Source organism: Xenorhabdus miraniensis (genome assembly GCF_002632615.1).
Map to the genome: position 1 here is coordinate 168213 of NZ_NITZ01000002.1, position 20759 is coordinate 188971.

Sequence of the window (20759 nt, forward strand, 5' to 3'; positions counted from 1 at the left end):
TGCGGGAGATGTTTTCCTCCACCCTCCTTGCCCAGTAGGGCAAGGATAACAGGCAAGAAAAATGATCGGACTCATTCAGCGTGTAACACAGGCAAAGGTTGTTGTTGAAGGTGAAACTATTGGGGAAATTGGACAGGGATTACTGGTGTTATTGGGTGTTGAAAAAGACGATAACCCGCAAAAAGCCCAGCGATTATGCGAAAAAATAATGGGATATCGGGTATTCAGTGATGAGCAGGGAAAAATGAATCTGAATGTTCAGCAAGCTCAAGGCAGTTTGCTGGTTGTGTCCCAATTTACATTGGCTGCGGATACCCAGAAAGGCTTAAGGCCAAGTTTTTCTGGTGGTGCTGAACCTAAAAAAGCGGATGAACTTTATCGCTATTTTGTTGAACAGTGCCGTGTAACTGGTGTAAAAACAGAAATGGGGAAATTTGCTGCAAACATGAAAGTCAGTTTGACAAATGACGGGCCGGTAACTTTCTGGCTGCAAGTGTGAAGTGGGTGGAATATTTCAATGGACTGATTTTGACAACAATACAATAAATTACGCTAATAACCCACGGTGTGCTGCATACGTTTCCCTGATTATACATGACAACACACAAGAGAAGGGGCTGTTTCTATGTACCACCTGAGAGTACCTCAAACAGAACAAGAGTTGGAAACCTATTACCAATTTCGCTGGGAGATGCTGCGTAAGCCGCTCCATCAGCCTATTGGTTCAGAGAAAGATGGTTACGATTCTATGGCTCATCATCAAATGGTGGTGGATGAACATGGTAGTCCGCTTGCTGTTGGGCGCTTATATATCAATGCAGATAATGAAGGTGCTATCCGTTTTCTGGCTGTACATCCCCATGTTCAGCGGAAAGGGCTGGGTACACTGATTGCGATGGCTTTGGAATCTGTAGCCAGACAGGAAGGGGTGAAACGGGTCGTTTGTAGTGCACGGGAAGATGCTGTTGATTTCTTCGATAAATTGGGTTTTCAAAACCGTGGTCTGATCAATGGCGCCAAGGCGTCACCAATTAACCACTTTCTTATGATCAAACCTATCGTGAGCCTTGATGATATTCTGCATCGTCCTGACTGGTGTGCAGAACTGCAACAGGCATGGCATAAGCATATTCCCCTGAGTGAAAAGATGGGGCTTCGTATCACTCAATATACAGGGCAGCGTTTTATCACAACGATGCCTGAGGCCGGAAACCAAAACCCACACCACACTATTTTCGCCGGCAGTTTGTTTTCACAGGCTACTTTAACGGCATGGGGATTGATTTGGTTGCTGTTACAGGAGCGCCAACTGGGCGGAGACATCATTTTAGTGGATGCCAATATGCGTTATCGGCAGCCGATTACCGGACGCCCCAGTGCAAGTGCGGATTTTAATAACATGAGTGGTGATCTGGCCCGCCTTGCCCGGGGCAATAAAGCACGTGTAACACTGGAAGTGCAGGTTAGCGGTGAACACGGAGTGGGTAGCGTATTCACCGGCACTTATATTGTTATGCCACCCGAGCGTTTTGCTACAGCTTGATTTTCGCGCAGATTTGGCTCTCAATTGCAGAGTGATTGTCCGCTGTAGCGTGCCCAGCATCCGGGCTTTCTACAGGAGAATGTGTTGTTGTAGGGGGACAGCGACTCGTTGAAATCAAACCTTGCTCAATAGACTGTGACTCTTTGTCTGATGATTTATTTTCGGCATTCAATGTGCCATTGATTGTTCCTTTAATATCATCAGCAGAGAAGTCACCAGTAATCGCCAGTGAGAAATTTCCTTCTCCTTGGATATTGAGCGGTATCCAACCCCATTGTGGCAGGATATTCAAATCCGCATTCATTCCTGTGAAATTGAGATTAAAAGGGATTTGGGCAGGGTGTTGTTCAACGGTTCCGGTCATTTTTAGCAACCCATCACCTGTGAAGGCATCTAATTTATCAATAGTGACCTTACCATCTGTAGCGTGCAGTTGCAGATAAGGACGTACAATCTCAATTTTGTTGAATGTTCCTCCGGTGGCTTGCAGATAGGCCTTACCATTCCATAGTCCCCAGTTGCCATTTTTCAAAATATCCATCGTATCAATATGGCCTGAAAGGGTGGTTAACTGGAACGGAAAACCGGGATTACCATCAATCAGCAAAGTATTATTGATGGTAATGTCATTTAATTGCAGTCCTGAAATCCATTCTGGTGCGGTTTTTTTGAAATTGTTGAGCCATTCCTCTGGCAGAATATAAAGTAACCCGGTTACAGCGCTATTCTTGATAGTCAGTTGGCGGTTTTTGCGATCCCATTGAGACTGGATATTAAACAATCCCTTTTGATAATGGGTTGTCAGGTGAGCAATGGTAAAAATATCATCAGAAAAACGGAGTTTCCCAAGCGTGTCGCTGAACTGTGCGTTATTGAATGCCATGTTCATCGCATTAAAATCAATCAACCCATCTTCAGCATCCCAACTGCCATTAACCAGCCCCAAATTTTTGACGGTGCCATCTAAATAATCGACTGACCAGTTTGCGCCTTGCATCTTGGCATTGGTGATATTGAGGTCTTTAACGTAAATAGCGGGAAGATGGCTGATTTTTTCCTTCAATGTACTCAGTGCCATCGGCGATTGCCAGCGAATGTCGCTGATAAGGATATTGTTCAATTTCCAACTGCCGTCCGGCAACCGCTGACCGTCACCAGAAATAGCACCCTGTAGAAATGTTGCGCCAAACGCATCGACAGTCAGGATTTTATCCTGATAACCGCCTTGCATAATGACATTTTCAACCGGAATATCATTTAAACGGATTTCAGAGGCGCTGAATTGATATTTCCCGTGACCAAACGGGTTTTCCGCAGTAGGGACCCAAGGTGTAATGCCACCGGTAATATTTTTTCCTTGAATGCCAGTATTCGGATTGTTTAACTGAACATTCATCTGGTTCAGTTGCAAAATATCAGCTTGTAACGGAAGAGGAAATTGGTTTTCTGACGCTCTTCCTGATAATAATATCAGGGTTCCCTGTTGCAGTGTCAGACGATGAAGGTTCTGGGATGTCAGCAGATCCTGCCATTTAAAATCAAGGTTGATAGTTTTGGCACTGAGTGAAAAGGGACTCTGCTTATCACTGATATCCGCATGGCTTAATGTCAGGGTGGCAGGTTGCCGCCAACTATGGCTAATGCCCGCAATGCTGATTTGGTAATGTCCTTGCTTGCTGAGCCACTGACTTAACTGTTTAGCTCCCCAGTGGGTTTGAATAGCAACATAGATAACTATCATTGCTAAAATCAGCAACAATATAAGTGTGACAAAAAATTTCCCTAACCACTTCATGAATGCACCTCAGCATGTCCTCCTAATCGAAATCCTTTTATGCCGCAAAATGGATAGGCACTCAATAGCTGGCACTGATAAAAATATGATTTGGTGTACTTTTGGGTAAGTGAGTAAAGATATTGCGAATAACTACGCAAAATGAATGCAAAAAAACTCCCGCGATTACAGCGGGAGGGACACAATAAGCATCCAAACTTACCGACTATTTTTCTTGAGGAAAAATCAGGTTCAGCAAGATGGCGGTCAGGCCACCTGCCGCAATACCCGAAGAGAGCAGGTTTTTCACCCAGTCGGGGGCAAACTGCAAAATCAACGGTTGTTGAGAGACGCCTAAACCTACAGCCAGTGACAATGCGATGATCATAATCGCACGGCGGTTCAGTGGCTCACGGGAAACGATTCTGACGCCAGAGGCGGCGATGGTGCCAAACATAACAATCGTCGCTCCTCCCAAGACAGGTTCGGGGATATGTTGCACAAAACCTGCCACCGAAGGGAACAATCCCAACAGAATCAACATGGACGCAATTCAGCAGATTCCAGTCAAAAGACAGGCCATAGTAGAGTGGTGAAGGAACTGTCACGATTGATGTATCTTCCGTTGATTTCGAAAGAGGTAGCATATCCATGTACCAAGCCACCAGATAACCTATGGCCATGGCAATAACCAGAGACGCGACGCGCAGGTAAGGGTTACTCTGGCGGTTTAGCAGTACGATAACGGCAAGGACAATACCTGCTAACAGCAGATTCCCGGGAGCGCCAAATGTGCCGTTTTGGATGGCAGAGTAACCACCACCAATCGAGGTTAATCCGACTTGGATCAGAGACAAACCGATAATCATTACCACAATACCGGACACCAGCGGTGTAATGATCCTTCTTGCCAGATGGAGTACACGGGATAGCAGAACTTCGGTCATTGAAGCAACCATCAATGTACCGAACAGGGTTGCCATCATCGTTGGGACATCTGCCCCTCCGTTTTTCAGCGCCATACCACCCATGATAAGTGGGGCAACAAAGTTAAAACTGGTGCCCTGAATTGAAAGCAAACCAGAACCAATTGGTCCCCAAGAGCGAATTTGAATAAGTGATGCCAAACCTGAGGCAAACAGGGACATGCTGATGATGCGCTGCGTATCCTGCTCAGGAAGCCCAAGCGCCTGACAAATCAATATCGCTGGAGTGATAACCGCGACAAACATCGCCAGCAAATGTTGGCATGCCGCAAATAAGGCATGCGGGAGAGGAGGCTTATCCTCAAGGCGATAGAGCAGTTCATTATCTGACGTATTGGGAACCGAATTGTTGGGAACTTCTGATGGGTTGGCTTCACGGGTTAAATTGACCATGTAGTGAAATTCCAGAGGGACAAAGAAACGCATTTTAATGATCTTCACTATGAAAGCAATCGTTTGCCTAAAGTTTTCATTGTGAGATACGGCTTAATTTCGTCACATTTTTAAATATTTTAACTTGTGTTTATTAATAATTTTCTTTCTAATCCAACCCTTACCTGCTCTTGGCGTTTTTATAGGATGATTATAACGTCACATTAAGTTCACATAATTTTAACAATAGATGGGGTACATAAATGTATCATCTGGATATTTATGGCACGCTTGTTGCTGCCACACTTGTTTTGTTACTAGGAAGAAAACTCGTACAATTAGTCCCATTCCTTGGGAAATATACCATCCCTGAGCCGGTCGCAGGTGGGTTATTGGTCGCCTTAGTACTACTGGTGGTTAAACAACTCACAGGTTGGGAAGTCAGTTTTGATTCATCCCTCACCGTTCCCCTTATGTTGACGTTTTTTGCCACGATTGGCTTGAACGCTAACCTTGCCAGCCTGAAAGCAGGCGGAAAATATCTGATTATTTTTGTCTTCGTGGTTGTTGGCCTGTTATTGGTGCAAAACACCGTGGGCATTGCCTTGGCGAAAATGCTTGGCCTTGACCCACTTATGGGGCTGCTGGCGGGTTCCATTACACTGTCTGGCGGACACGGAACCGGTGCTGCGTGGAGTAAATTGTTTACAGAGCGTTATGGTTTTGAGAATGCGACGGAAGTCGCCATGGCTTGTGCGACATTCGGCCTGGTTTTGGGCGGTTTGATCGGTGGCCCGGTTGCTCGTTTTCTGGTGAGAAATACCAAAACGCCGGGTTTGGGTACAGAAGATACCGAACTCCCGACGGCGTTTGAGAAACCCTATACTGGCCGGCTTATCACGCCATTAGTGATGCTGGAAACCATTGCCATGATTTCCATTTGCTTATTGGCGGGCAGTTTTATTGAAAAACAGTTGCAAAATACCGCCTTTGAAATGCCGACGTTTGTGTGTGTGCTGTTTGTTGGGGTGATACTCAGTAATGGCCTGTCATTACTTGGTTTTTATCGGGTATTTGACCGAGCGGTTTCCGTATTGGGTAACGTGAGTTTGTCACTGTTCCTTGCTATGGCGCTAATGAGTCTGAAACTGTGGCAGTTGGCTTCCCTTGCACTGCCGATGCTGATTATTCTCTCTGTACAGGCGGTAGTTATGGCTTTGTACGCTGTTTTCGTCACTTATCGAGTGATGGGTAAGAATTATGATGCAGCAGTATTGTCAGCGGGTCACTGTGGTTTTGGCTTGGGTGCAACGCCAACGGCTATCGCGAATATGCAGGCGATTACTGACCGTTTTGGGCCATCTCACGTGGCATTTTTGCTTGTGCCGATGGTTGGGGCATTCTTTATCGATATCGTTAACGCTGCTGTTATCAAAATGTATCTGTTGTTACCGGTGTTCCCATCTGTTGCAGGTTAATTTGACACGTTTGTGATATGGCCTGATATTTTGGCTAAAATATGCCGCTGAAATATATTCAGCGGCATTTTTTTACTGTTTATTGGATGAATTACATTAGGCATGGCTGTATTGTGAGCGATCCGGCAGCCAGCGTTCAATTAACGCTTTAGCATGTTCAGGGTAGTGCTGGTGGATATAACGGGCAATGCGTTGAACTTCAGGCAACATATTTTGATCCCGCAATAAATCTGCGATTCTGAATTCAGCATTACCCGTTTGGCGCGTACCGAGTAATTCACCCGGCCCCCGAATTTCTAAGTCTTTCTGGGCAATCACAAAACCATCATTACTATCCCGTAAAACTTGCAGGCGTATTTTGGCCGTGTTGGTCAGTGGGGTTTTATAGAGCAGAACACAGTGTGAAGCAACGGCTCCACGCCCGACACGCCCACGAAGCTGATGTAATTGAGCCAATCCCAAACGTTCGGGGTTGTCGATGATCATCAGGCTGGCATTCGGCACATCAACACCGACTTCAATGACGGTAGTGGCAACCAGCAATTGCAATTCCCCCTGTTTGAAAGATGCCATGATGTTTTGTTTTTCTGCGGGTTTCATTCGCCCATGCACCAAGCCAATTTTCAGTTCCGGTAATGCCTGTGCCAGTTCTTCACTGGTTGCTTGTGCTGCTTGTGCTTCCAAAACGTCAGAATCTTCAATCAGCGTACATACCCAGTAAGCTTGGCGTCCTTCATCCAGACAGGCGCTTTTTATGCGTTGGATAATGTCGTTTCGGCGGGTATCAGGAATGGCAACTGTTGTTACAGGCGTTCGCCCTGGCGGGAGTTCGTCAATAATGGATGTATCCAGATCCGCATAGGCAGTCATTGCCAAAGTGCGTGGAATAGGGGTTGCGGTCATGATCAACTGATGAGGGTGGAAGCCCTGCTCGCGGCCTTTTTCCCATAATGCAAGGCGTTGATGAACGCCAAACCGGTGCTGTTCATCAATGATGACCAGTGCCAATCCCGCGAACTTAACTTGCTCCTGAAACATGGCGTGAGTACCAACAACCATGCTGACTTGACCACTTGCAATCGCCTCTTGCTGTGCCTGACGCGCCTTGCCTTTCTGCTTGCCCGCCAGCCAGCCGGCTTGAATACCGAGGGGTTCAAGCCATTGGCGGAAAGTATTGGCATGTTGTTCTGCCAGCAGTTCCGTGGGTGCCATTAACGCAACCTGCTTGCCGTGAACAATGGCGCGAACGGCGGCCAAAGCCGCCACCAGTGTTTTTCCCGATCCTACATCGCCTTGTATCAAACGCATCATGGGAACGTTTTTTTCCAGATCGTGCTCTATCTCTGCAACGACCCGGGCTTGTGCCCCAGTGGGTGAGAACGGCAATTGGCTGAGAAGCTGTTGTTTCAGTGAATTATCCGCTGTGAGCGGCTGGGCGTGAAAGCGCTGAGTTCCAGCCCTGACTGCCAGCATACTTAAATGATGTGCCAGCAACTCTTCCAGAATTAACCTGCGTTGAGCCGGATGTCGGCCATTCTCCAAATCAGTCAGGGAGATATCCGGTGGAGGACGATGCAACGTATACAACGCATCGGGCAGGCTGATCATCTTCCGGCTGAATTCTTCCGGCAGCAATTCATTAATGGCACAGGTCTTCAATATCTCTAATGCCTGATCGATCAACTTGCGCAGTGCTGTTTGGCGCACCCCTTCTGTTGTGGGATAGATGGGCGTTAATGTATCTTGCAACTGAACACGATTGGCGTGTTGCTGAATCTTATATTCAGGATGAATGATCTCCGGCCCTTGATTCCCACGACGAATTTCACCATAGGCAACCACGTGCTTTCCTTCGGCCAGATTATTTTTCATGGCGGCGGTGAAATTGAAGAAACGCAGGGTCAATATGCCGGTGCCATCACTGATTTGGCAGGTCATGATACGCCGGCGTCCAAAAACGACATTGGAATGTAATACCTTACCCGTTACCGTAGCATAAATGCCAGGTAGTAACTCATTAATAGTGTACAGACGGGTTTGATCTTCATAACGCAGGGGAAGGTGTAGCAGTAAATCCTGTAGATTGACCAACCCTAATTTGGCGAGCTTAGTGACCTGATTGGCTCCAACACCATGCAAAGTGGTTAAGGGGATGGCATCAAGTAGTTGGCCTTTCATGTGATGTCTCCGTCGGTGTGAGTTATTTCCTTGTATACCTGTCGTCTTTCAAGTTACCGCTTTGTTGGCTGCGCTCATTCACCCCAGTCACATAGTGAGCTATGCTCCCGGGGACTCATTTCCTTGCTGCCGCGCTGCATCTTGAAATCCATTGGGTATAGAGGGTACAGCCGTTGCCTGCATTGCTGCCCACCACGATTCACTTGCGATGATTTGCCCTTGTTTATCAATCAATGGTTGTTCCAGACCCTTGCGCCGGGAAACCACAGCCAAAACGGGATATCCTCCTTCGAACAGCAGTTTTTGCTGTTCCTCTTCGGGCAGTGTGCTTTCTTCTCTCTGATACATGCCCGCCAGTTGGCGTTGCCGTTGCGCTTCATACAGGATCAAGGCAGATGCGACGGAAACATTCAGTGACTGCACCATGCCTGCCATCGGGATAATAATGTCATGATCTGCCAACGCGATAGCCTGTTTTGAAATACCTTTTTTTTCCTGCCCCATAATAATGCAGGTAGGTTTAGTGTAATCAATTTGGCGGAAATCGACGGCTTTATCAGAAAGATGAGTTGCCAGCACTTGCATACCATCGGATTTAAATTGCTGAATGGCTTGCTCGACAGTGGAATGTGTCTTGACTTGAACCCAACTGTTGCTGCCCGCCGCAGAAGCGAGCTGGGTTCTTAATTGCTCTGTGGGCCAAATGGCATGGATTTGGTGGATGCCAACCGCATCCGCAGTACGGATAACAGCGGACACGTTATGGGGTTTGTGAACTTCTTCTAAACAAATCGTCAGGTCAGGTTGACGCATTGCCATCATCTGGCAAATGCGAGCGTAACGTTTAGGATTCATAACCTCTAGTTTCGATTACGGCTGACTCGCATTACATCTGGCATTACACGTATCTTACGCATGATATTTGCCAACTGGATACGGTCTTTGGTCGTCAGCCTGATGAAAGCACAATAAACGCGGCCATCTTTTTCCTCTGTATTCATGCTTTGAATGCTGGAGTTTGCATCATTGATAGCAGCGGTCAGATTTGCCAGAGCGCCTTGATGGTTAAACATATCAACTTTAATTTCGGCAATAAAATCGCTATTGATATCTTTATCCCACTCTACGTGCATGAATTTTTCCGGTTCTTTCTGATATCCACGGATATTGCGGCAGGATTCGTGATGGATTACTAACCCTTTTCCCGGGCTGATGTGAGCGATAATCGGGTCACCCGGAATTGGGCGACAACATTTAGCAAAGGTAATCAGGATGCCATCAGCGCCTTTGATAGGTAGCTTACGAGCCGTATTGCCGTTGTTGTTTGACTCTTTATCCGATGTGCCGAGTAATAAATTACGAGCGACAACCACACTCATGGCATTGCCCAACCCGATCTCCGCCAGTAAATCATCCAAAGTTGCAAGCTTCATTCTTGCCAGCTCTTTGTCGATATTTTCCTGTGGTATGTCGGTGATTTTTGTTCCGTTACCCAGTGCATGGTTGAGCAAACGGCGACCGAGCCCAACAGAATCATCCCGTTTCAGATTTTTCAGTAACTGGCGGATTTTAGCGCGTGCCTTGGAACTGACGACAAAGTTCAGCCATGCAGCATTGGGACGTGCACCGGGTGCTGTGATGATTTCGACAGTTTGCCCACTGCTCAGCGTCTGTGAAAGAGGATATGGCAGACGATCAACACGTGCGCCTACGCAGGCATGGCCGATATCTGTATGGACGGCATAGGCAAAATCGACAGGAGTCGCTCCTGCGGGTAATTCAACAATTCGCCCTTCAGGGGTAAAAACGTAAATCTCATCGGGGAACAAATCAGATTTCACGCTTTCAATAAACTCAAAAGAACTGCCGGCACTTTGTTGAAGCTCCAACAAGCTTTGCATCCAGCGTTGAGCACGGACTTGTGCGGTTGTACCGGATTCTCCCTGCTCTTTATAAGCCCAGTGTGCCGCAACCCCCATTTCCGCCATTTGATCCATATCTTCAGTACGAATCTGGACTTCAACAGGAACCCCATGCGGGCCAATAAGAGAAGTATGCAGAGATTGGTAGCCGTTGGCCTTAGGGATTGCAATATAATCTTTTACTCTGCCGGGGCGGGGCTTATATAAGCTGTGCATTTGCCCCAGTACGCGGTAGCAGGTATCAAGATTATTGACGATGACCCGAAAAGCGTAAATATCCATGATGGAATGGAAACGCTGTTCTTTCAGGTGCATCTTACGATAGATGGAGTAGAGATGTTTCTCGCGACCACTGACAGTACACTCAATGCCAGCATCCGTTAACCTGCCTTCAATTTCCGACAAGATTTTTTGGATCATCTCCTTACGATTACCGCGGGCGGCTTTGACGACCTCTTTAATGACGCGGTAACGGTTGGGATACAAGGCTTCAAACCCAAGCTCTTCCAGCTCCGTTTTCAGGTGATGGATCCCCAGACGGTGGGCCAAAGGGCTATAAATTTCCAGCGTTTCCCTCGCAATGCGCCGCCGTTTATCGGGACGCAGGGAGCCAAGGGTCCGCATATTGTGTGTGCGGTCTGCCAGCTTGATCAAAATGACGCGGATGTCCTGCACCATTGCCATGATCATTTTGCGGAAGTTTTCGGCCTGAGCTTCCTTTTTGTCTCGGAAGTTCAGTTTATCCAGTTTGGATACCCCTTCCACCAATCCGGCGACGGCCGTGCCAAATAACTGTTCTATATCCTGAAACGTCGTTGGCGTATCTTCAATAACATCGTGCAGAAGTGCTGCCATGAGTGTTTCATGGTCAAGGCGCATTTCGGCCAAAATACAGGAAACAGCGACAGGATGAGTAATGTATGGTTCACCGCTGGAACGGGTTTGCCCTTCGTGGGCATCCCGTGCAACAACATAGGCCTGTTTTAGCAGATCGATTTGATCTTCAGGCAAATATTTCAGAACCAGCTGATTCAGGCTTTCAAACAGATACAAGGCAGACCTACCGTAAAATTAACGACGACCTTCAGCGATGGCAGAAACGGCTTTGATTTCTGCGGCTTCTTGTTCTTGCTGTTCCTGACGCTCACGAACATCAAGAATTTTATTGTTGATAAGGCCTTGCTCGATTTCACGCAGAGCGATAACAGTCATCTTGTCGTTTTCTTCTGGAACGAGAGGATCTTTGCCGCCTGCTTGCAATTGGCGTGCTCGGCGAGCAGCGACCAACACCAGGTCAAAACGGTTACCAATTTTTTCTACTGCGTCTTGAACAGTTACGCGTGCCATATGTGTGCTACTCCACAGATAAATAAATGACTGGGCATAATACTGAAACTTGGTTCAGTCTGCCAATAATTTGCTGATTAAGGCATCATGCCGCTGCGCCTGACGATCTAATCGTAGACGCTCAGAACGAATAACAGATTGTAAATCGGCGAGTGCCGTATTGAAATCATCGTTGATGATGACGTAATCATATTCGTTGTAATGTTCCATCTCCGCGACAGCTTGAGCCATTCGCTTGGCAATAACTTCTTCGCTGTCCTGACCACGTCCCCGTAAGCGACGGAGCAACTCTTCCTTAGAAGGCGGAAGAATGAAAACGCTGCGGGCGGCGGGCATTTTCTGACGGATTTGCTGTGCACCTTGCCAGTCAATATCAAGAAAAACATCAACCCCGCTGGCGAGTGTCTCCTTGATGACTTTTCGGGATGTTCCGTAATAGTTACCGAAAACACAGGCATATTCCAAAAATTCATCATGCGTGATCATATTTTGGAATTCATCTACTGCGACGAAAAAATAATGTTCACCATGATTTTCGCCTGAACGAGCTTGGCGCGTCGTATGTGAAACAGAAACCTGAGTGTCATACAAAGGCTGAGTTTTTAATAAGGCCTGAATAAGGCTTGATTTGCCTGCTCCACTCGGCGCAGAAACAATATATAACGTTCCTTGGTTCATGATGAATTCTTGACTGATTGGGTATAAATAAATGCAAGCGCAGGAATATAAAATCCCACATAGTATACACGGATACGTCAATCCATGCAGCGTTACAATACATGCCAACGGACATTTCAACAAAATTTTTTCTTAACAAACTGATGTTACGAGTTAATTTTGCGGAACAATTTCAGAAAAAATAAATGGTTGCAGAAATTAGATATTTATTTTTCGGAATGCTTCGCAAACCTGTCTTTTCCATCTTGGTAAAAATCATCCTGTTTTTTATTCTTTGTTCGTTTTCAGGAATCTATGGAGCAAGGATGCTTAACTTTCTTATCAATTTTTTCATAACAGTAGGGATACTACTATTTAGCACGCCTATGGCATTTGCCACTCAGGCAGATTGCGCGGTATGGGCACAAGAAAAAAGATGGGCACAGGAAAAAAAGTGGCCACAAGAAAAGCTGCAACTTGAAATAGAACATCTGACACAGCAGGTGGCGAAATGGGATTATCTCTATCGCCAAAAGGGTGTGAGTGAAATAGATGATGAAATTTATGATCAATTACTGGAAACCCTCGCATTTTGGCAGGGTTGTTTAAATCAGGTAACGGACAACTCTCTTACTGTTTCTGCTTTTAGTACTTCCACGATCAGAACTCCCACGATCAGAACTCCCACGGCCGCCGGTTTACAAGAGGAAAAACAGCCTCATCCTGTCCAGCACACAGGTTTAAATAAGCTGAAAGAATTACACAAGATTCGCCAGTGGTTGCAGGGGAGAGAAGGGGTTTGGCTGCAACCCAAAGTCGATGGGGTTGCGGTTACTCTGGTTTACGAAAAAGGCGACTTAGTGCGATTAATCAGCCGTGGGGATGGCATAGAAGGAACAGACTGGATGGATAAAAGCCCATTTATTTCCAGTATCCCTAAGCAGATAAAAAATGCACCGGAACGCTTGGTATTGCAAGGTGAGCTTTTTTGGCAGCAGGAGGAGCACCAGCAATCTGTTGCGGGCAGTCAAGGTGCACGCAGCAAAGTTGCGGGGTTAATGATGCGAAAGATACCGACACCGGAACTTGAGCAAATAGGCGTCTTTATCTGGGGCTGGCCGGACGGGCCAAATGAAATGTCGGTCAAGTTAGAACGATTGGCAGCAATGGGATTTCCCCTTACACAACAATATAGCCACCCCGTTGCTACCGCAGAAGAGGCCGAAAAGAGGTGGAAAGATTATTTTGTGCAACCTCTCCCTTTTGCTACAGATGGTGTTGTCTTGCGACAGGAAGTTGAACCTACAGGCCGACAATGGCGAGCAGGCTCAAGCAGCTGGGCTATTGCATGGAAATACCCATTAAGGCAGCAAATGACAACGGTAAAAAATGTTGATTTCACGATAGGTCGGACAGGGAGAATCTCCGTTGTATTAGAACTGGAGACAGTCAGGTTAGATGATCGGCAAGTCAGCCGTGTCAATATCGGATCTGTCAGGCGTTGGAAACAGTGGAATGTTCATCCGGGCGATAAAATCACGGTGGCGCTGGCCGGGCATGGTATCCCAAAACTCGATAAGGTGGTGTGGCGCATTGCGGAACATTCTGATATCCGACCGCCTGATGAACAAAATTATCATTCTCTCAGTTGCCTTGCGTTAAACCAGACGAACAATATGAATGATATGAACCAACAATATTGTCAACAACAGCTTATTGCCCGTCTGACATGGCTTGGGGAAAAGTTGAAAATGAAAGGCATTGGACAAGGAACGTGGTCTGCTCTGGTAAAAAGTGGATTGGTGGCAAACTTATCGGATTGGTTGGTGCTGGATAGAAAACAACTTGAGGGCGTGCCGAATATTGGCGTTAAGCGTGCGGAATTGCTCTTTTCCCAATTCCAGCAGGCAAAGTTACAGCCACTTTCATTATGGCGTGAAGCCATCGGTCTGCCTTATGCCAATCGTTTTACGGATAAAATGGGTTGGCAGTGGGAAGAGCCGTTATTACATCCGAATGGGAAAAAATCGTTAACGGCAAAACAGAGAGAAAAGGTCGCGGCTTTTCTACAACACCCGGAGATTAAGGCGCTGATTCATACTTTAGCTTTACAGGGGATTCAGTAGGAAAAGGGATTAAATAGGAGGGCAATTAGGTCGGAAAGGGGATTAAGCAGGGGCAAAGGGGTTGCCCCAAACGTCCATGAACTATTTACTAATGATACTATTTACTCGTGGTTGCTAGTGGTCTGACCCATCATAATTGAAGATAGGTAAACCAAGGCGATAACGGATAGCAATTAACCGAGCTGTTAATCCTGCAATCAGTGTAATCAGGATCACGCTATTCGGATGCAGTGGAGTATGCAGTAAGGCGATATAGAGCCAGGCGGCGGCAAAAGAGACGCCTGCGTAGATCTCTTTTTGAAATACTAACGGAATGGTATTGCAGAACATGTCGCGCAGTACACCGCCGAAAACGCCGGTAATTACGGCAGCAATGGCGGCGATAATAGGACTGTAGTGCATCTCCAACGCAATTTGTGCACCAATGATGGAGAAGACAATTAAACCAATCGCATCAAGAATGAGAAATAAACGGCGTAGGTGTTTCATCATGGGCGCAACCCAGATAGTCAACACAGCAGCACAAGCAACGGTCACAATATACTCTGGATTTTTTACCCAGCCGAGAGGGTAATGGCCCAGAATAATATCGCGAACGGTACCACCACCGATGGCCGTCACGGAAGCAATAATGATAACGCCGAATACATCCATCTTTCGACGACCTGCGGCTAATGCGCCTGTCATGGCTTCAGCCGTAATACCAATGATATAAAGGACACTGAGTAGCATAAATTTAATCAACTGGAATAACGTAGAGGTAAAGAGTACTGTTGAAACAATAACGTCTCGACTGAAATTTTTTAGTTGAAGCTGAATAAAATTAGTTTTTATTATCCGAAACCTCGCAAGATAAGGCAGGAAAATGGTTTTAAAGGAACGTCAGATTACATGCGACAATCGTAGCCATCAGATAACTAATATAAATATCTGGACTCCTGATAGCCAATGGCTGGTATACGATGTTCGCCCTGATGGTGCATCTTTTACAGGCTTAACGATAGAAAAAATTCATGTTGATAACGGGCAGACTGAAATTATCTATCAGGCACAGAATGGTGCTCATGTCGGTGTGGTGACTGTAAGTCCTCAGGAGCCGACTCGTTATGCTTTTATTCATGGCCCAGAAAAACCTGATGCACATTGGCAGTATGACTTTCACCATCGTCGTGGTGTGATTGTCTCAGATACTCTGCTGAACATAGCGGTTAACATTGATGCGATGGACATTACCCCACCTTATACTGCGGGGGCTTTGCGTGGCGGTACGCATGTTCATGTTTTCAGTCCAGATGGCAGCCGTTTGAGTTTCACCTATAACGATCATGTAATACATGAATTAGATCCTGCTCTCGATTTACGTAATGTTGCGGTGGCAGTTCCATTAAGTGCCGTTATTTCAGCAAAAAAACATCCGAGAGAATATGACGGTAACTATTTTTCAGTTGTTGTTAGCCAGACTACCGCGCACCCGTGTCCCGGAAGTGATGATATTAATCGGGCTTATGAAGAGGGATGGATTGGGCAGCAGGGATATCTCAAAGATAATGGTCAACAGCAGCGCTGGGCATTGGCGTTTATTGGGGATACATGCGCCGAAAATGGTGAAAAAATAGCTGAAATTTATCTTGTTGATCTGCCTGAAAATGATGGCGATTACGCCATTGCAGGTCATCAGCCTTTGACCGGAACTGAAACAACATTACCTGCTCCGCCAGCGGGGGTGAAACAGCGACGTTTGACCTTCACGCATGATAAACGTTGGCCGGGTGTTGTGAATGTGCCCCGTCATTGGCTAAGGTCATCGCCGGATGGCAGCAAAATCGGTTTTCTGATGAAAGATGAACAGGGAATTATCCAGTTATGGCATATTTCCCCAAAGGGCGGTGAGCCAATGCAGATAACCCACAGTCATAACAGCATACAATCTGCATTTAGCTGGGATAGCCGTGGGTGGTTTATTGCCTGTGTCTGTGACAATAGTGTCATGCTTTGTGATAGTCAGAATGGCGAAATGCGGCGTTTGACGGAGCGTACTGACGAAGCTCCCTCCGCAGATGCAATAGTGATATCACCGAATGATCGCTATGTTGCTTTTATGCGTGATATCGATGGATACCGACAAATATTTGTGGTTGAAACCGGCATTTGTTGAAACAAATATGATTGCAATCGCATTGCTGGTTAATGGTTATTAAGGAAAATAAATAGCATCTATATTCCATTAATCACGATGTTGGGATCTAACAGCATAGAAGTTGAATTTTCCTCCAGTTGCTCGATACGATGCTTAGGCGATTGCTCAGCGCTATTTTGATCGGAACGGGCATAATCATAAGGAAGCAGGAACGTGTCCAGAAAGGCAGAAAATGGAAGATCAATCGCGACCAGAGGTTTCATGACCCACCCGGTTTTGTCATCTTTTAACATGTCAATGTTGGCTTTCGCTCCAGAATAATAACCTTGATAGGGGCCACTATGTGTCATAATGCTGGAACAGCCTGTGACAAGTAGTAATCCCAATGTGGTACATAATAATGGAAGCATCTTACGGTTTTTCATCGTTTCCATGATCTCAATGAGTTAATTTGCCAATGTTTAAATACTATTTGCTCTTTAACGCCACTTTTCCAAAGCATGAAGATAAACCTTGAATACAGTTTACCCCTTAATACTATTTACTATAGTCAGGTAATATTCAGTTTGCTATAGCATTTGTCATTAAATTTAATGATTTTTTGTGACGGAAATTTTAATTTTGTTTTATAACTGCCCTTCAGGAAGGGAAAATATTTATCCCCTCCAATTTGTTAGCAATAAATAAAATCTATTTAGTGCAATGTTTATTGAATAATGAGGTATGGACGACTCATTGGAAAATAAAAACTCGCCCTGAATGAAACGTGGCCAATAAAGATGAAAAAAACATGTAATATGTGGTTTAAGACACATACCTTCCTGTTAATTCATGCCAACATTTAATTAATAGTGTTGGTATTTATACAGCATAAGGGAAAAGCGACAAACTTCCCAAATGTTAACCTTTGGTAAAGGAAGCGAGTCATGAGTGATATTGCACTGACAATGAGCTTGTTGGCACTGGCTGCCGCATTAGGGTTATGGATAGGTAATTGGCGAATATATGGTGTTGGTCTTGGAATTGGCGGCGTTTTGTTTGGTGGGATTATTGTCGGCCATTTTGCCCAGACATATTCGCTGTCACTCAGCAATGACATGCTGCACTTCATTCAGGAATTTGGCTTAATTCTATTTGTTTATACTATTGGTATTCAGGTCGGGCCGGGGTTCTTTTCTTCCCTACGGGTTTCTGGCCTTAAATTAAATGGGTTTGCTCTCCTGATTGTCATTATTGGCGGTTTGGTTGCAGCTATTATTCATAAATTGTTTGATGTGCCTTTGCCGATTATTTTAGGGATTTTTTCCGGGGCAGTGACAAATACCCCATCGTTGGGAGCGGGTCAGCAAATTCTGGTGGATTTGGGGTCAGAACCTTCACTTGTCAGTCAAATGGGCATGGGCTATGCCATGGCTTATCCAATGGGAATTTGCGGTATTTTGTTGGTTATGTGGCTGGTACGTCTTTTTTTCAGAATTAGTGTTGAGCGGGAAGCCAAAGCGTTTGATATCCAAAACAACCATAGTCGGGAAATGCTCCAGACAATGAATATTGCTGTGCGTAATCCGAATTTGGATGGGTTAATGATGCAAGATATTCCCTTGCTTAACAGTGATGACGTTGTGTGCTCCCGCTTGAAACGCGGTGAATTATTGATGGTGCCTCAGCCGACAACGGTGATCCAGAATGGAGATTTGCTTTATCTGGTAGGGCAGCGGGAAGAATTGAACCAAGTCCGGCTGGTGATTGGGGAAGAAGTTGATGTGTCGTTGTCTACCTCAAACAGCATTCTCCAATCGGTCAGAGTGGTAGTGACGAATGACGAGGTACTGAGTCAACGAATTGGGTCGCTCAACCTAAAACAGAAATATGATGTTGTTGTCACTCGTCTCAATCGTGCAGGCATTGAACTGGTTGCCAGTAATAATGCCAGCTTACAGTTTGGCGATATCCTGAATATTGTCGGGCGTCCTGAATCTGTAGAAGCCGTCACAAGGCTATTGGGTAACTCGCAGCAAAAACTCCAGCAAGTTCAGATGTTGCCCGTATTTATTGGAATAGGGTTGGGAATTTTACTGGGTTCCATTCCGTTGTTTATTCCTGGTTTTCCCGCTGCCTTACGTCTTGGGTTAGCAGGTGGACCTTTGGTGATTGCACTGATTTTGGGGCGTATTGGCACGATTGGTAAACTTTATTGGTTTATGCCTCCCAGCGCGAATTTGGCACTGCGTGAATTGGGGATTGTCATGTTTCTTGCGGTTGTCGGGCTGAAATCCGGTGGCAATTTCATTAATACACTGGTGCATGGGGAAGGGTTGGCATGGATAGGCTATGGGGTATTGATAACGATAGTGCCCTTATTGATCGTGAGCTTGCTGGCACGCGTTGTTGCCAAAATGAATTACCTTAGCTTGTGTGGGATGTTGGCAGGGTCAATGACCGATCCCCCAGCGCTGGCTTTTGCCAATGCCATTCACAGTAACAGCGGGGCAGCTTCGTTGTCGTATGCGACGGTTTATCCATTGGCGATGTTTTTAAGGATTATGTCGCCCCAAATTTTGGCTGTTATTTTCTGGGCACTATGACTTAAATCGATGCTAACTACTTAAGTATACTTACTCAATTCATTAAGTGTGCTTTAGATCACAGAATATGGACTGACCATTCAAATTTGGCCTTAATTTGAGATAGTAGAGGTGATTTAAAGTAAAAAATCCCTGCTTATTCAAGCCATTATATAAATATTTTTCTGGTTAAATATACTCAGTTCAGGGAAGGTGTATAAACAAGGATTGTTTTCCTTTCCTAATCGTGTGTGAAGAATTCTATTGGGATTCTAATAACTACTGTCCTGTTCGCAGGTAAAAGTCCTCGTTATCATCTTGCTCCCTCCCCCCTAAATGAGGGAGCTTTTTTTTATTGTATTTCTGTTTCCTGCGTTACTCAGCTTTCAGCTTCTTTATGGGCTATTTCTATCTCTTCGGACAGAATGCGGATACCTTCTTCGATTTTTTCCACGTCAGGCACATAATTCATACGCATACATTGATGGGCATGAGGCCAGTGATGTTCCAGCCCCGGAAAGAAGAAATGCCCCGGCACCATCAGTACGTTTCTCTTTTTCAACCGTTGATAAAGCACTTCTGTCGTGATTGGCAGGTTTTTGAACCAGAGCCAGAGGAATATTGCGCCTTCCGGTTTATGGATAAGACAACGATCTTCCGGTATATGGCGACGAATGATTTCAATTACGTTGTCAACTCGCTGCTTATAAAACGGTTTAATGACTTCTTGCGATAGGCGAAACAGATCATTGCGCCTAATCATTTCCAGCGCGATAGCCGGCCCAACGCCACCCGGAGCCAGACTGATAATGCCATTCATGTTACTGACTGCATTGATGATTTTCTCATTGGCAATGATGATTCCGCAGCGGGAACCCGGCAGGCCAAGCTTAGACAGGCTCATGCACAGAATGATATTTGGATTCCACAGAGGGGTCGCTTCACTAAAGATAATACCGGGGAATGGCACACCGTAAGCATTGTCGATCAACAGAGGGATTTGATGTTGTTGAGCCAGTCCATCCAAACGCAGTAATTCTTCGTCGGTGATAACGTTGCCCGTTGGGTTCGTCGGGCGGGAAACACAAATCAGGTTGATGTCTTCAGAAATATTGAGGTGGTCGAAATCAACGTGGTATTTGAATTGACCGTTAGGTAACAGTTCTATATTGGGTTTATTGGCGACAAATAACCCTTCATCCAGCCCCGAATCAGAATAACCGATATATTCTGGTGCAAGAGGAAACAAAACGCGCTTCATTGAACCGTCTTCAGCGCGACCAGCCAATAAGTTGAACAGATAGAAAAAGGCACTTTGGCTGCCGTTGGTCAGGGCAATATTTTGTGGGTGGATCTCCCAACCGAGTTTTTCTTGTAACTCCAGAGCCAAGGCTGTTATCAGGGTGTTTTTCCCCTGTGGCCCGTCATAGTTGCATAGGGTCTCGCTCAATTGACCGCTCGACGCCATATCAGCCAATATTTGTTGGAAATACTCATCCATTTCAGGAATATGTGCTGGATTACCCCCTCCTAACATAATTGCGCCAGGTGTTCTCAGACCTTGGTTCAAATCATTCATCAGACGGGTAATTCCCGAATCTTGCGTAAATTTGTTTCCGAATTGCGAAAATTTCATAACGGTGTTTTCGTCTGTTTTTTGTATGAGAAAAAGACA

Annotated in this window: 15 protein-coding genes and 1 pseudogene; 6 read left to right on the plus strand and 10 right to left on the minus strand. The window is 45.7% G+C overall.

Going from position 1 to position 20759, the window contains the following annotated elements; genetic code table 11:
* The first annotated feature begins 61 nt into the window (after positions 1-61).
* Both dtd and fabY read left to right on the plus strand, forming a co-directional pair.
* Positions 62-499 carry a D-aminoacyl-tRNA deacylase gene (gene dtd, locus Xmir_RS02710; RefSeq protein ID WP_099112917.1) on the plus strand — a complete coding sequence of 146 codons (438 nt, stop codon included), beginning with the start codon at positions 62-64 and terminating at the stop codon, positions 497-499.
* A 126-nt stretch (positions 500-625) separates the two neighbouring features.
* Positions 626-1543 (plus strand): fatty acid biosynthesis protein FabY, encoded by a 918-nt coding sequence (fabY, locus tag Xmir_RS02715; protein WP_099112918.1) that lies wholly within the window; start codon positions 626-628, stop codon positions 1541-1543.
* Here the strand turns inward: fabY and Xmir_RS02720 are convergent.
* The gene (locus Xmir_RS02720) at positions 1533-3338 is read right to left on the minus strand and encodes a translocation/assembly module TamB domain-containing protein (RefSeq protein ID WP_099112919.1); all 1806 of its coding nucleotides are present in this window, start codon (positions 3336-3338) and stop codon (positions 1533-1535) included. The genes fabY and Xmir_RS02720 overlap by 11 nt on opposite strands.
* A 205-nt stretch (positions 3339-3543) precedes the next feature.
* Positions 3544-4696 (minus strand): annotated as a pseudogene (locus tag Xmir_RS02725) (uracil-xanthine permease family protein).
* Positions 4697-4938: 242 nt separating this feature from the next.
* Between Xmir_RS02725 and gltS the strand changes: the two are divergent.
* The gene (gltS, locus tag Xmir_RS02730) at positions 4939-6153 is read left to right on the plus strand and encodes a sodium/glutamate symporter (RefSeq protein WP_099112920.1); all 1215 of its coding nucleotides are present in this window, start codon (positions 4939-4941) and stop codon (positions 6151-6153) included.
* 96 nt (positions 6154-6249) lie between these two features.
* On the opposite strand, the gene recG is transcribed toward gltS, so the two are convergent.
* The 5 genes from recG to gmk form a co-directional block, all read right to left on the minus strand.
* Positions 6250-8331, minus strand: a complete 2082-nt coding sequence (recG, locus tag Xmir_RS02735) for an ATP-dependent DNA helicase RecG (protein WP_099112921.1) — start codon at positions 8329-8331, stop codon at positions 6250-6252.
* 99 nt (positions 8332-8430) lie between these two features.
* The gene (gene trmH, locus Xmir_RS02740; RefSeq protein ID WP_244170837.1) at positions 8431-9186 is read right to left on the minus strand and encodes a tRNA (guanosine(18)-2'-O)-methyltransferase TrmH; all 756 of its coding nucleotides are present in this window, start codon (positions 9184-9186) and stop codon (positions 8431-8433) included.
* Between the two features lie 5 nt (positions 9187-9191).
* On the minus strand, positions 9192-11306 hold the full coding sequence (spoT, locus tag Xmir_RS02745) for a bifunctional GTP diphosphokinase/guanosine-3',5'-bis pyrophosphate 3'-pyrophosphohydrolase (protein ID WP_099112922.1): 2115 nt from the start codon (positions 11304-11306) through the stop codon (positions 9192-9194).
* An 18-nt stretch (positions 11307-11324) separates the two neighbouring features.
* On the minus strand, positions 11325-11600 hold the full coding sequence (gene rpoZ / locus Xmir_RS02750; RefSeq protein ID WP_099112923.1) for a DNA-directed RNA polymerase subunit omega: 276 nt from the start codon (positions 11598-11600) through the stop codon (positions 11325-11327).
* 54 nt (positions 11601-11654) lie between these two features.
* The gene (gene gmk / locus Xmir_RS02755; RefSeq protein ID WP_099112924.1) at positions 11655-12278 is read right to left on the minus strand and encodes a guanylate kinase; all 624 of its coding nucleotides are present in this window, start codon (positions 12276-12278) and stop codon (positions 11655-11657) included.
* A 305-nt stretch (positions 12279-12583) separates the two neighbouring features.
* Between gmk and ligB the strand changes: the two genes are divergently transcribed.
* Entirely contained in the window at positions 12584-14383 is a 1800-nt protein-coding gene (gene ligB, locus Xmir_RS02760; RefSeq protein ID WP_099112925.1) for an NAD-dependent DNA ligase LigB, read from the plus strand.
* A gap of 114 nt (positions 14384-14497) precedes the next feature.
* Here ligB and Xmir_RS02765 read toward each other — a convergent pair whose 3' ends face one another.
* On the minus strand, positions 14498-15115 hold the full coding sequence (locus Xmir_RS02765; protein ID WP_099112926.1) for a trimeric intracellular cation channel family protein: 618 nt from the start codon (positions 15113-15115) through the stop codon (positions 14498-14500).
* A 133-nt stretch (positions 15116-15248) separates the two neighbouring features.
* On the opposite strand from Xmir_RS02765, the gene Xmir_RS02770 reads away from it, so the two are divergent.
* Positions 15249-16538: a YidR family protein gene (locus Xmir_RS02770; protein WP_099112927.1), complete on the plus strand. Its 1290-nt coding sequence runs from the start codon at positions 15249-15251 to the stop codon at positions 16536-16538.
* A 59-nt stretch (positions 16539-16597) separates the two neighbouring features.
* Here the strand turns inward: Xmir_RS02770 and Xmir_RS02775 are convergent, their stop codons facing one another.
* Entirely contained in the window at positions 16598-16945 is a 348-nt protein-coding gene (locus Xmir_RS02775; RefSeq protein ID WP_167385927.1) for a YceK/YidQ family lipoprotein, read from the minus strand.
* Positions 16946-17446: 501 nt separating this feature from the next.
* On the opposite strand from Xmir_RS02775, the gene Xmir_RS02780 reads away from it, so the two are divergent.
* Positions 17447-19105: a putative transporter gene (locus Xmir_RS02780; protein WP_099112929.1), complete on the plus strand. Its 1659-nt coding sequence runs from the start codon at positions 17447-17449 to the stop codon at positions 19103-19105.
* Between the two features lie 358 nt (positions 19106-19463).
* On the opposite strand, the gene Xmir_RS02785 is transcribed toward Xmir_RS02780, so the two are convergent.
* Positions 19464-20720, minus strand: coding sequence for a valine--pyruvate transaminase (locus Xmir_RS02785; protein WP_099112930.1), 1257 nt, complete (start codon positions 20718-20720; stop codon positions 19464-19466).
* Between the last annotated feature and the right edge of the window lie 39 nt (positions 20721-20759).

Coding starts and splice junctions, on each gene's coding strand:
- dtd (WP_099112917.1), top strand. CDS start 62: ATGATCGGACTCATTCAGCGTGTAACACAGGCAAAGGTTGTTGTTGAA.
- fabY (WP_099112918.1), top strand. CDS start 626: ATGTACCACCTGAGAGTACCTCAAACAGAACAAGAGTTGGAAACCTAT.
- Xmir_RS02720 (WP_099112919.1), bottom strand. CDS start 3,338: ATGAAGTGGTTAGGGAAATTTTTTGTCACACTTATATTGTTGCTGATT.
- gltS (WP_099112920.1), top strand. CDS start 4,939: ATGTATCATCTGGATATTTATGGCACGCTTGTTGCTGCCACACTTGTT.
- recG (WP_099112921.1), bottom strand. CDS start 8,331: ATGAAAGGCCAACTACTTGATGCCATCCCCTTAACCACTTTGCATGGT.
- trmH (WP_244170837.1), bottom strand. CDS start 9,186: ATGAATCCTAAACGTTACGCTCGCATTTGCCAGATGATGGCAATGCGT.
- rpoZ (WP_099112923.1), bottom strand. CDS start 11,600: ATGGCACGCGTAACTGTTCAAGACGCAGTAGAAAAAATTGGTAACCGT.
- gmk (WP_099112924.1), bottom strand. CDS start 12,278: ATGAACCAAGGAACGTTATATATTGTTTCTGCGCCGAGTGGAGCAGGC.
- ligB (WP_099112925.1), top strand. CDS start 12,584: ATGCTTAACTTTCTTATCAATTTTTTCATAACAGTAGGGATACTACTA.
- Xmir_RS02765 (WP_099112926.1), bottom strand. CDS start 15,115: ATGCTACTCAGTGTCCTTTATATCATTGGTATTACGGCTGAAGCCATG.
- Xmir_RS02770 (WP_099112927.1), top strand. CDS start 15,249: ATGGTTTTAAAGGAACGTCAGATTACATGCGACAATCGTAGCCATCAG.
- Xmir_RS02775 (WP_167385927.1), bottom strand. CDS start 16,945: ATGAAAAACCGTAAGATGCTTCCATTATTATGTACCACATTGGGATTA.
- Xmir_RS02780 (WP_099112929.1), top strand. CDS start 17,447: ATGAGTGATATTGCACTGACAATGAGCTTGTTGGCACTGGCTGCCGCA.
- Xmir_RS02785 (WP_099112930.1), bottom strand. CDS start 20,720: ATGAAATTTTCGCAATTCGGAAACAAATTTACGCAAGATTCGGGAATT.